The 12,417-nt window shown below is 62.3% G+C and carries 9 protein-coding genes; all 9 read right to left on the bottom strand.

Translation table 11 applies throughout. From position 1 onward, the window contains the following. Positions 1 to 4 precede the first annotated feature (4 nt). A complete protein-coding gene (gene selB, locus AO353_RS24990) occupies positions 5 to 1,924 on the bottom strand; it encodes a selenocysteine-specific translation elongation factor (protein WP_054597368.1) in 1,920 nt (639 codons plus the stop codon). After that, the gene (gene selA / locus AO353_RS24985) at positions 1,921 to 3,351 is read right to left on the bottom strand and encodes an L-seryl-tRNA(Sec) selenium transferase (protein WP_054597367.1); all 1,431 of its coding nucleotides are present in this window, start codon (positions 3,349 to 3,351) and stop codon (positions 1,921 to 1,923) included. The genes selB and selA overlap by 4 nt, the downstream gene beginning before the upstream one ends. A gap of 86 nt (positions 3,352 to 3,437) precedes the next feature. Beyond that, positions 3,438 to 4,364 (bottom strand): formate dehydrogenase accessory protein FdhE, encoded by a 927-nt coding sequence (gene fdhE / locus AO353_RS24980; protein WP_054597366.1) that lies wholly within the window; start codon positions 4,362 to 4,364, stop codon positions 3,438 to 3,440. Positions 4,365 to 4,368: 4 nt separating this feature from the next. Beyond that, positions 4,369 to 5,022 carry a formate dehydrogenase subunit gamma gene (locus AO353_RS24975; RefSeq protein ID WP_054597365.1) on the bottom strand — a complete coding sequence of 218 codons (654 nt, stop codon included), beginning with the start codon at positions 5,020 to 5,022 and terminating at the stop codon, positions 4,369 to 4,371. Then, entirely contained in the window at positions 5,019 to 5,969 is a 951-nt protein-coding gene (fdxH, locus tag AO353_RS24970) for a formate dehydrogenase subunit beta (RefSeq protein WP_054597364.1), read from the bottom strand. Before fdxH ends, AO353_RS24975 begins: the two co-directional genes overlap by 4 nt. Then, a complete protein-coding gene (gene fdnG / locus AO353_RS24965) occupies positions 5,969 to 9,034 on the bottom strand; it encodes a formate dehydrogenase-N subunit alpha (protein ID WP_146016090.1) in 3,066 nt (1,021 codons plus the stop codon). The genes fdxH and fdnG overlap by 1 nt, the downstream gene beginning before the upstream one ends. A 144-nt stretch (positions 9,035 to 9,178) precedes the next feature. Continuing rightward, entirely contained in the window at positions 9,179 to 9,526 is a 348-nt protein-coding gene (locus AO353_RS24955; protein WP_054597361.1) for a carboxymuconolactone decarboxylase family protein, read from the bottom strand. A 41-nt stretch (positions 9,527 to 9,567) separates the two neighbouring features. Further along, positions 9,568 to 11,556, bottom strand: coding sequence for a thioredoxin domain-containing protein (locus AO353_RS24950; RefSeq protein ID WP_054597360.1), 1,989 nt, complete (start codon positions 11,554 to 11,556; stop codon positions 9,568 to 9,570). A 24-nt stretch (positions 11,557 to 11,580) separates the two neighbouring features. After that, positions 11,581 to 12,414 carry a putative Fe-S cluster assembly protein SufT gene (gene sufT / locus AO353_RS31410; protein WP_173860001.1) on the bottom strand — a complete coding sequence of 278 codons (834 nt, stop codon included), beginning with the start codon at positions 12,412 to 12,414 and terminating at the stop codon, positions 11,581 to 11,583. Positions 12,415 to 12,417 lie beyond the last annotated feature (3 nt).

The raw sequence follows: 12,417 nt of genomic DNA, 5'->3' as shown, positions 1-12,417 counted from the left end.
GAAATCAGCCCTCGGGTCGCTGTGCCAGGGCATTCTCCGCACGGATGCAACGCTGGTCGCCAAGCCTGCGAGTCAAGCCGATCCGGTCGAAGAACTCGAGTATCTGGATGCTGCGCTTGCGGCCGATCCCTACCCTGTCGCGAAACGCCGCCACCTGAATCAACGAATGGTTGTCGACCAGTTGCAACAGCATAGCCGCCAGTTGGTGCACCGACGCGTCGAGGTAAAACAAGTCACGGACGACCTGGTGAACCAGCCCTAATCTCGCCATTTTGCGCAGCAGCAAGCGCACCGCAGCTTCGTCACGGCCAATGGCGCTGGCCAGGTTGCGCACCCAGGGTGGATCGAAGCCAGCTTGTTCGAACAATGGCTGCAACTGCTGCCACATGGCCTCGTCTTCTTCACTCAGTCGCACCTGGTGTTCGGGTAAGTGCAGCCAGGGTCCACTGACGGCAATGGCGCCGCTGGACAGCAGTTCGTCGAGCAGACAGATGAACGTCGGTCGGTCCAGCGACATGGCCGAAAACCGCCGCAAGCGATCCCGGTCCGGGCCCAGCTCATCCGGTTCCAGTTGATGAAAGTGCGCCAGATGCTCCAGCAACGAACCTTTCAGCGCCTCCCAGCGTTCGGTGTTGAACAATAACGGACCTTGGCGTGTGGCAATGACACGGACATCCACCGGCAAATGCCAGGTGCTGCGCAGGCGATTGAACTGGCGTTCCAGGCGCAGTGGGTCAAGCCCCGTCTCACTATTGGCAAGCAGCACTGGCAGTATTTGCTCCAGGCTTTCGCCGGTGGCCAGCTCTTGCAACTGTGCCAGCCTCGCCGGACTGCGGCGCTGGCGGGCCGGGGCAAACGGATCGAGTACCCGTCCGCCGCCGAGGGTGCGCCGGGCGCTCTGGTCGCGCAGGACCAGACGGTCGCCATGCACGGCCTGCAACGGCGTGTTCAGCAACAACTGCGCGAACATCCGCGTCCCCGGTTGCAGGTGTGTGCCCTCCAGTAAGGCGACTCGGGCGGTGACATCCTGGGTGCCCAGATGCACGTGCACCGGGCTGAAATGTTCGAAGGCGCGTGGTTCGCTGGCCAGCAACTGCATCTCGATGTCCAGGCGCTGTGTGGGTGCGAACAGCCACTCGGCCAGCAGCCAGTCACCGCGATGGATCTGTTCCAGGGCCAGGCGTTCGGCACTCAGGTTCAACGCCACCCGCTGCCCGGCCCACGCCTCGACGACCACATGATTCTGCGCATGCAAACTCCGCACTCGCACAGGCTTGCCTGTCTGGCCCAGCAGGAGTGTGTCGCCCACCCTCACCTGCCCGGCCAGCGCTGTGCCGGTGACCACAATACCGGCGCCGGCGACGCTGAAAGCGCGGTCGATTGCCAGACGGAATCCTCCGCTGGCGCTACGCTGCCGGACCTCATGCTGGGCGGTCAACAATGCCTGGCGCAGGGCTTCAACGCCCTCCCCGGTCAGGCTCGACACGGCGAACTGCGGCGCGCCGCAATAGGGCCCCGGCGCCAGCAACGCGGCGACCTGGGCGTGTACCGACTGCACCTGTGCCGGCTCGACCCGGTCGATTTTGCTGATCACCACTAGCGCCTTTGGGATCCCCAGCAGCTCGACAATCGCCAAGTGCTCGCGAGTCTGGGGCATGACCCCGTCATCGGCGGCCACTACCAGCAACACCAGATCAATGCCCTGAGCGCCGGCGAGCATGTTGTGGATGAAGCGCTCATGCCCCGGCACGTCGATAAAACCGGTCATGTCCGCCCCAGGTTCCAGCGGCGCATAAAGGAAGCCCAGGTCGATGGTGATACCGCGTTCGCGTTCTTCCCGGTGGCGATCGCCGGCCTGTCCTGTCAGGGCTTTGAGCAAGGCCGTTTTGCCGTGGTCAATGTGTCCAGCGGTGCCGACGATCACCTTGCCTCCCCCACTCCTTGCAGCAGCTCGAGTTGAGCGAGCCAGACCGCTTCGTCGTCGAGTTGGCGCAGGTCCAGCCACAGCGCATCGTCGTCGATGCGACCGAGTACCGGAATGGGCAAGGCTCGAAAAGTCGCTTCCAGGCCATGCAGTTGCCGACCACGCAAGCGTTTCGACACCTGCGGACGCAGACACAAGGCAGCGCTTGGCAAGCGGGCAATCGGTTGGCTACCACTACCGATCATGCCCAGCGCCGGCAGCGCGCTAACCGTCCAACCGGCGCCCAGTACGCGCGCCAGCAGCGGACACAGGCGTTCGGCCTGAGCGAGGATATCGGCTTGCGGTCGGGTGAGCAGGCGCAGGCTGGGCAAACGCTCGGCCAATCGGTCGGGATCACGGTACAACCCCAACACGGCTTCGAGGGCGGCCAGGGTCAATTTGTCTACGCGCAAGGCCCGCTTGAGCGGGTTCTTCTTGATTCGGGCGATCAGTTCCTTGCGACCGACGATCAATCCCGCCTGAGGACCACCGAGCAACTTGTCACCGCTGAAGGTGACGATATCGGCCCCGTCGACCAGCGCCTGGCGCACTGTCGGTTCGGCGGGCAGGCCCCAGCGAGTCAGGTCCAGCAGACTGCCGCTACCCAGATCTTCCAGCAATGGTAGCCCGTGCCGGTGGGCCAGTTGCGCCAGTTCGGCGGTCGGCACCTGGGCCGTAAAGCCTTGAATGCTGTAATTGCTCGCGTGTACGCGCATCAACAAGCCGCTGCGTGGGCCGATGGCGGCTTCGTAGTCGCGGGGATGGGTGCGGTTGGTGGTGCCGACTTCATGCAGTCTGACCCCGGCCCGCGCCATGATGTCGGGAATGCGGAATGCCCCGCCGATTTCGATCAGTTCGCCACGGGAGATGATCCCCTCTTTGCGCGCTCCCAGGCTGTTGAGCGCGAGCAACACGGCGGCTGCGTTGTTGTTGACCACCGTCACCGCCTCGGCACCGGTCAGCTCGCGTATCAGGCCTTCGATCAGATCATCACGATCACCGCGCTTGCCACTTGCCAGGTCGAATTCCAGATTCAGCGGATAACGGGCAGCCTGTTGCACCGCCTCGATCGCTTCCTCCGGCAACAGTGCCCGACCGAGGTTGGTATGCAGTACCGTGCCGGTAAGGTTGAACACTCGCCGGACCCGACTGCGGTACTGGTTTGCCAGGCGTTCGCCGGCCCTCCCCGCCAATACCTGAGCCGTGAGCTCAAGGGCGTCAAGCTGACCCCGTTGCACCGGTTCACGCACATCGTCGAGCAACTGTCGCAAAGTCGCGAGCAAGGCATCGCGGCCATAACGTTCAGCCAGCGGCTGGCAGGCGGCGTTGCGCAACAGGCTATCGATGGAAGGTAAACGCGCGGGGACGCTGGCAAGTTTTGCGGGCATCAAGGGGGCTCCCTGAAACGGTTGGCCGTCGCGGGAGTGGAATGAAACAGGCTCCGGTCCCGGAAACCTGAGTGTAGCCGCTGAGATCAATCTCCCCCTGGCGCCAGCATCAGGTTCGGTGCCAGACGCTGGTAGCCGTCCAGGTCCAGGCGCATGTCCAGCATCAAGCTGGCGAGGTCCGCCGAGAGCGCTTCGGCGTCAGCGTCGTTTTCCAGGTACAGCAGTTTCAGGTAACTGTTGCAGCCGGGGCAGATTTCAGCCCGCAGTGGCGCCTGGTTGGCCGTATGCCGATCATCCTCGAAACTGACGTATTTGAGTCCTTTGCTTTGTTCGCAGTAGACGCATTTGACCCGCACCACATGCCATTCGCAGGCACACAGCGAACACACCAGGTAACGCAACCCGTTGTATTTTCCCCGTTGGTGAATCACCCCGGCCATGGCCGGCGAACCACAGGCCGGGCATTGGCCAAGGCTGGCGCACGGCTTCAGTTCACTAACCGGCATGCCGAGCAGCCAGTGGCTCCATGCCGCCTGCAAGGCCGCACCGAGAAACGGCACCAGCGCCGCTGGCAGCCCTGCATACTGGCCGTTGAGCAAGGCAATCGCCCAGACCTTGCGCTGCCCGACGCTGGCGGTGTGCAAGGTTGCCACGGCACTTTTCACTGCTGAACGCGGCGGTGCCTGGTAACGCCGCAGCAGGGTTTCCAGGTACGGCAGCCAACCGTCTTCGCGCACCAGACTGTCGGCGGCCAGCGGCGGCAAGCCATGTTCCTGGCATAACAACAGGCGCTCAGGATTCGGGGCCGGGGCCAGCGGTGGCTCGTCCAACAGGCTTTGCTGGACGTAACACAGGTCGACGACCAGCCGCAGGAAATCGGCCAGCGGATGCCCATTGGCCAATCGCTCCAGGCGCATCGCACGCAAGGTGTACAGGTTGGGCGGCGGCAGGCGCAGGAACGGCGGCGTGCTCGCCGCCGCCTCGATTTGTCCGGGCTCGAGTATCGTGCTCAAGGCATCATCCTTTCTTGCTTATCTGGCTGTCAGGGTTCTCGTCGTGCGTCACCTCGCGGTACCAGAGCGCATGATGTTTCTTCGCCCAGGCACGGCTGACCCCGCCATGCAGCATTGCGCTGACCGAGCCCTTGATCCAGAGGCCGGCGTAGATGTGCACGATAATACTCAGCACCAGCACGAAAGCTGCCAGCGCATGCAACAGCATCGCCAGGCGAATCGAGGTGATGCCGAAGTACTGGCTGAAATAGGCCCGCCAGATCACCACACCGCTCAGCAGCAATATCAGCATGCAGGCCAGCAAGGTCCAGAACAGCAGCTTCTGCCCGGGGTTGTACTTGCCGATGGGCGGTACGCCTTCCTCCTCATTGCGCATCACCCGGTTGACCCGTTTGAGCCACAGGCGGTCGTTGGCAATAAAGACATTGGCCCGCCAGAAGCTGATCACCAGCCCCAGGAAAAACACGAACATCAGCACGCCCATGAAGGGGTGCAGGATGCGCGTCCACGGCCCGCCGCCAAACAACTCGCTGAGCCAGAACAGCGACGGGTGGAACAGTGCCAGACCCGACAGGGCTGCCATGAAAAACAGAATCGCCACCAGCCAGTGATTGGTGCGTTCGTTGGCGTTGTAGCGCAGGATCGTTTTGTCTTTCATGGTCGCCTGTCCTCCTGCGATCCTGGCGTGTTCGGGTCATAGACATGCACCGTTGGGTCGACTTCATGCACGCTGGAATCCTTACCGGGCGGGTGTTCGTCTTCCTCGACGCGCTGCGGGCCGATGCGCACGTAATGGAAGAAACCCGCCAGCACTGCAGCGCCCATGGCCAACAACGCCAGTGGTTTGCTCACGCCTTTCCACAGCCCGACCAATGGGCTGATGACCGGCTGGTTCGGCAAGCCGGCGTACAGCGATGGCTGGTCGGCGTGGTGCAGGACGTACATCACATGCGTGCCGCCGACGCCGGCGGGATCGTACAGGCCGGCGTTGTCGAAGCCCCGTGACTTGAGGTCGACGATGCGCTCGGCGGCGTGTTCTTTCATGTCCTCCTTGCTGCCGAACACGATGGCCCCGGTCGGGCAGGTCTTGACGCAAGCGGGTTCCAGCCCGACCGCCACCCGGTCCGAACACAGCGTGCACTTGTAGGCCTTGTGGTCTTTGCGCGAAATGCGCGGAATGTTGAAGGGGCATCCGGTGATGCAATAACCGCAGCCGATGCAATGGTCCTGGTCGAAATCGACGATGCCGTTGGCGTGCTTGATGATCGCCCCGGGACTTGGGCAGGCCGCGAGGCAGCCAGGTTCAGCGCAGTGCATGCAACCGTCCTTGCGGATCAGCCATTCGAGGTTGCCGGCGTCGGTTTCGTGCTCGGTGAAGCGCATCAGGGTCCAGGTCTCGGCGCTGAGATCCTGCGGGTTGTCGTAGGTTCCATGGTTGTGGCCGACCTCGTCGCGCAATTCATTCCATTCCGAACAGGCGACCTGGCAGGCCTTGCAACCGATGCACTTGGTGGTATCGATGAGTTTGGCGACTTCCTCCTGTTGACGTACCGAGGGCGGCAAGGTGGTGGTGGCCGAACGGGCAATGATGTCTTGGTTGGCCATCAGATTTTCTCCACATTGACCAGGAACGACTTGGATTCCGGGGTCTGTGTATTGCCGTCACCGAGGAACGGCACCAGGGTGTTTGTCAGGTAGCCATGCCGGGTTGCCCCGGTGAACCCCCAGTGCAACGGAATGCCGATATGGTGCACGGTCTGGTTGTTGACCTGCAGCGGACGAATCCGCTTGGTCACCACCGCCACCGCCTCGATATGCCCGCGTTTGGAGCTGACCCTTACCCGGTCGCCTGGGGCAATCCCCTTCTCCTTGGCCAGGGCTTCACCAATCTCGACGAACTGCTCGGGCTGGGTGATGGCATTGATCGGGCAATGCTTGGTCCAGAAGTGGAAGTGCTCGGTCAGCCGATAGCTCGTGGCGGCATAGGGGAAGTCCTTTGCCGTCCCGAGCGACTCCCAGACCGAATCGAAGATGCGCCCGGCCGGGTTGCTGGTCGCCTTCTTGTTGGTGGGGTGCAGCGGGTTGATGCCGATAGGCGTTTCGAACGGTTCGTAATGTTCCGGGAAAGGCCCTTCGTTCATCTTGTCGAGAGCGAAGAAACGCGCCACCCCTTCGGGGTTCATGATGAACGGGTTCATGCCTGCTTCCGGCGGTACGTCGGCCTTGTAGTCAGGCACATCGGTGCCGCCCCAGGACTTGCCGTTCCACCACACCAGGCGCTTTTTCGGATCCCACGGCTGGCCTTTCGGGTCGGCCGAGGCGCGGTTGTAGAGAATGCGCCGGTTCATCGGCCAGGCCCAGGCCCATCCCAGATTCTGCTTCATCCCGAAAGGGTCGCTGTTGTCGCGGCGAGCCATCTGGTTGCCCTGCTCGGTCCAGCTGCCGCAGAAGATCCAGCAGCCCGACGCCGTGCTGCCGTCGTCCTTGAGCTGGCCAAAACCGGATAGCTGCTGCCCGGCCTTGAGTGTCGCGCCCGTAGCGTCGGTAACATCGGCAACCGCGTAGCCGTTGAACTCCTTGGCAATCTCTTCCGGTGTCGGATCGTCAGGCACCTTGTAGGGCCAACTGAGCTTGAGAATCGGCTCGGCGAAGGCGCCGCCATTGGCCTGGTAGCGCTGACGCAAACGGATGAACAGCTCGCTCATGATCTTGATGTCGGTGCGTGCTTGTCCCGGGCCATTGGCGCCCTTCCAGTGCCATTGCAGCCAACGGCCGCTGTTGACCAGTGAACCGTCCTCTTCGGCGAAGCAGGTGGTGGGCAGGCGGATGACTTCGGTCTGGATGCCGGCCGTTTCGACATCGTTGTAAGGCCCGACATTGCGCCAGAATTCCGAGGTCTCGGTGGCGAGCGGGTCCATCACCACCAGCCACTTGAGTTTGGCCAGCGCGGCCATCACCCGGTTCTTGTCAGGTAAGGCGGCGATAGGATTGAAGCCCTGGCAGACGTAGCCGTTGACCTGCCCGCTGGACATCATGTCGAACACTTTGAGGATGTCGTAACCGGGGATATCGAGCTTCGGCAGCCAGTCGTAGCCCCAATGGTTGTCAACGGTAGCGTTGGCGCCGTACCAGGCCTTCATCAGGCTGACGTGGAACTTGCCGTAGTTCTGCCAATAAGACAGCTGTCCGGGCCGAAGTGGCTTGAGCGCACGCTTGGCAATGTAGGCGTCGTAGTCCTGTTCGGCATCGCCCGGCAAGGTCAGGTAGCCGGGCAGCAGGTTCGACAGCAACCCAAGGTCGGTCAGGCCCTGGATGTTGGAATGCCCGCGCAGGGCATTGACCCCCCCGCCCGGCATGCCGACGTTGCCCAACAGCAACTGCACCATGGCTGCGCTGCGAATCATCTGCGAGCCCGTCGAATGCTGGGTCCAGCCCAGTGCGTAGAGAATCGTCATGGTCTTGCCCGGTTGCGAGCAGGTGGCGATCTCTTCCCAGATCTTTTGCAGGGCATCTTGCGGCATGCCGCAGATCTGGCTGGTCAGTTCCAGGGTGTAGCGGCTGTAATGCTGCTTCATCAGTTGGTAGACGCAACGCGGGTGCATCAGGGATGGATCGACTTTGGCAAAACCGTCCTCGCCGATTTCATAGCCCCAGCTGGACTTGTCGCTGTAGGTGCGCTTGGTTGCGTCGTAGCCGGTAAACAGCCCGTCCTCGAAACCAAAGCTGTCCTTGACGATGAACGCCACGTCCGTATAGGCGTGCACGTACTCGTGCTGGATCTTGTTTTCAGTAAGCAAATAGTTGATCAGACCGCCCATGAAGGCGATGTCGGTGCCGGTGCGGATCGGTGCGTAATAATCGGCCACCGAGGCGGTACGGGTGAAACGCGGGTCAACCACGATCAATCGCGCCTGGTTGTGCGCTTTGGCTTCGGTCACCCATTTAAAGCCACAGGGGTGGGCTTCGGCGGCGTTACCGCCCATGACCAGGACCAGATTCGCGTTGGCGATATCGGTCCAGTGGTTGGTCATCGCACCTCGGCCATACGTTGGGGCAAGACTTGCCACCGTCGGGCCATGTCAGACACGTGCCTGGTTATCGAACCCCAGCATGCCCAGACTGCGAACGACCTTATGGGTCATGTAACCGGCTTCGTTGGAGGACGCCGAGGCAGCGAGAAAACCCGTCGTCAGCCAACGGTTGACCGTTTGGCCCTTGGCATTCTTCTCGATGAAGTTGGCGTCACGGTCGGCCTTCATCAGGTCGGCGATGCGATCCAGCGCTTCATCCCACGACACCCGCGTCCACTCCTTGCTGCCCGGCTTACGTACTTGCGGATATTGCAGCCGGCTGGGGCTATGGACAAAGTCCAGCAGGCCTGCGCCTTTAGGGCACAGCGTGCCGCGATTGACCGGGTGGTCGGCATCCCCTTCGATGTGGATGATGCTCTGATTGACGTTCTTGGCCGCATCGCCCTGGCTGTACATGATCAAGCCGCAACCCACCGAACAGTAGGGGCAGGTATTGCGGGTTTCATGGGTATGGGCCAGCTTGAAGTGGCGGACTTGCTCGGCGAAGGCTGGCGCGGGTGCCATACCCAGCGCGGCCAGGCTGGAGCCTCCAAGGCCGATAGCGGCGACCTTGAAGAACTGACGACGGTTGAGGTCCATCGTGCGCTCCTGATCAGGTGGAGTTACCCGGAACGTGCCCGGGAAATCTTGGACGAACACGGTGACTGAACGACGGCCGCCGACACTTGAAACTATAGTCAAGATTGCACGGGATGTAAGGAAACCCGGTCGGCGGCGGTGTACTCAGAGCTCCGGCGCGTCATTGCCTCTTTTCCCGATCACATCATCCACCCAGCTCATCGCCGCAATGACCGTCGGGAAGCCGATCGTGCTGGTCAAGGCGATCAGTGCGTGATGGATCTCCTCAGTCGTCGCCCCGGCTGCCAGTGCCCGTCGGGTATGACTGTGCACGGCGCCTTCCGAGCGGATTGCCGCCGCGGCACCGAGCTGAATCAGCTGGACGGTTTTCTCTTCCAGCGGCCCAGCATGATGTACCGCTGTACCCAGGGCCTCCAAGGCACTGAAGTAATCAGGATATAGATGCTTGAGACGTTGGTACGTGTACGGGTTGTGGCTGTTCTTGTTGTCCATCGTGGTCTCCTCATGTGACGGTTCGATTCAGTTCTGGTCCTTCACTTCAGACAGCGCTCTACAAGCTCTTCGGCGCTGGTGACCGGTGGCTCGCAGGTGCGGTTTCGGCAGACATAGGCGCTGGTTTGTCCCGCGAGCGCATGCCGGCCCCCGCCGATGGGCACATCCTCGGCAAAGGCCAGGACGCGTGCCGGCAGGTAGCGGCGCTGCAACTTCGCGACCAAGGCGCTGGCGGCGGAACGCTCGCCGGCAATGACGATGCTGATCGGGCCACGTTGCATCCAGTCCTGTGCCGCCAGCAGATGGGCGAAGCCGAAGGGATTCTGCGCGGCTGCGGCGCGGTACATCGCCAAGACCTGCTCGGCACGCTCGTGGTAAAGCTCGCGGCCGGTCAGTTCAAAAAGTCGCAGGAAAGCCAACACACTGGCCGAAGTTCCTGACGGCCAGGCACTGTCGTGCGGTGCCCGAGGCCTGTGCACCAGCGGCTCGCCATCGCTGGGCGTGAAGTAAAGTCCGTCCTCCCAGAACTTGTCGAGGATCACCTCGGCCAATTGCGTGGCGCGTTCGACATAACGTTTCTCGAAGTCGCACTCATAGAGATCAATCAAGGCGTTGACGAGGAAGGCGTAGTCCTCGAGGAGGCCCGGGACCTTCGCCAAGCCCTCCCGCCAGGCCCGGTACAGGCCACCTTCGGGCGTCGAGAGTCGTTCCAGAATGAAATCGGCGGCGCGCTTCGCGGCGTCCAGATACGTTGTGGTTCCGGTCGCCTGGTAAGCGGCGCAGAGCCCCTGGACCATTAACGCGTTCCAGCTGGTGAGGATGTTCTCGTCGCGCCCCGGACGAATACGTTGGGCACGCGCTAGCAATAACCTGTCGCGCAGGCCCTTGAGCTGTAGTTCCTGCACCGCGTCCAGCGCGACTGCGCGGTGCAGCACCGTGCTGCCATGCTCGAAGTTGCCGTTGGCGGTGACACCGTAAGCCCGGCAGGCCAGCGCAGCATCCGGCTCGCCGAGCGCGGCCTGCACTTGAGCGAGTGTCCACACGTAGAACTTGCCTTCTTCGCCCTCGCTGTCAGCGTCTTCACTGGCGTAGAAACCGCCTTCAGGATGGGTCATGTCACGCAGGATGTAGTCGATGGTTTCCTCGAACACGCGCCGCCAGGCAGGCTTGCCGGTCTCGCGATAGGCATCGGCATAGAGCTTCACCAGTTGGCCGTTGTCGTAGAGCATCTTTTCAAAATGAGGGACGGCCCAGCGTTCATCCACACAGTAACGAGCAAAACCGCCGCCGAGGTGATCGTAGAGCCCGCCGGCGGCCATGCGATCGAGGGTCAACTCCACCGAACGCAGCAGATCCGGTTCGTGCAGACGCTGATAGACGCGCAGGACCAGATCATGGCAGGCCGGGTTGGGAAATTTCGGCGCGTTGCCCAGGCCGCCGTTCACCGGGTCGGTGTTTCGGGCAAACAATCGGGCAGCGGCGGCCGGCTGGTCTGGCTCCAGCGGTGTATCGCCCTCCAGCATTGATGCGTCCAGCTTGCGGTACCCCTGAAGGAACTGCTTGACGTTCTGTTGCAGCGCCGCGCGGTTGTTCTGCCAGGCGTCGCTCAGACCGAGCAGCAGTTGAGTGAAGCCTGGCCGACCATAACCGTCGTCTGGCGGAAAGTAGGTGCCGCCGAAGAACGGCTCGCGCTCGGCAGTCAGGAACACCGTTAACGGCCAGCCACCACCCTGCCCCATCATCTGCACGACTTGTTGATAGATGTCGTCGAGGTCAGGCCGTTCCTGGCGGTCGACTTTGATATTGATGAAGCGCTCGTTCATCAGGCGCGCGGTCTCGGGGTTCTCGAACGACTCGTGGGCCATCACATGACACCAGTGACAGGCGGCGTAACCCAGCGACAGGTGGATGGGCTTGTCCTCGTCGCGCGCGCGGCGGAACGCTTCCTCGCCCCACGGATACCAATCGACGGGGTTCTCTGAATGCTGGCGCAGATAGGGCGAAGTCTCTTTGGCGAGTCGATTGCTCATGGCTGGCTCCTCACGCCGGGTTCCTCAGAACAGCCCCAACTGCAAACGCGCCGCCTCGGACATGCGGCTTTGATCCCATGGCGGGTCCCAGACGATCTCGACCTCGACCTCGCTGACCCCAGGGATACTCTGGACCTTGGTGTACGCCTCCTCTTTGAGCACATCGCCCATTCCGCAACCGGGCGCGGTCATGGACATCTTGATCTCGACTCGCTGGCCGCCGTCGGCAAGCAAACGGGTTTCACACTGGTAAATGAGCCCGAGATCGACCACGTTGACCGGGATCTCCGGGTCGTAGACGGTGCGCAGCATGTCAAACACTTGCTGGATGTCGAACCCGCCACTGCTCGCCTGGGGCTGCTCCTGCCGCTGAGCATCCCGCCCTAACGCATCGGCGTCAGCGGCGGCGACCCGTGCCAGCCGGCCCCTGGAGATTTGCACCGTGAAGCTGCCACCGAGCGCCTGGGTTACCACCACTCGCTCGCCACGGCCCAGTTGCAGTCGCTCCCCGCCCGGAATCAGGGTCACTGCGCAATCGCGCGTGAGTTCGATCGGTTGCAGGTAGCCCGGTTTATTCGGGTTATCGAAATGGAAGCCGGCGCCATGCAGGTCATACTCGAAATCGACGGACAAGCCATCGGCACGCCCGGCGCTTGCGGGATCGAGCAACAGCTTGATGCCGTCTGCCTCGACCGTGATATCGCCTTCGGCAGCGCGTTCAAAGAAAAACTCATGCGCGAAATGCTCATCGATCCTGAGCCGCACCCCGCGCACATGCCCGTCCGCCAGGGCATCGAGCAAGACTTTGCGTGCCGGTTCGCGCAGATGAATATGGGGGATTGCTAATGTGGCTGCCATGGC

Source organism: Pseudomonas fluorescens (assembly GCF_001307155.1).
GTDB classification, from domain to species: Bacteria; Pseudomonadota; Gammaproteobacteria; order Pseudomonadales; family Pseudomonadaceae; genus Aquipseudomonas; species Aquipseudomonas helvetica.
The sequence above is the reverse complement of the archived record's forward strand: the minus strand, read 5'-3'. Positions and strand labels throughout refer to the sequence as shown.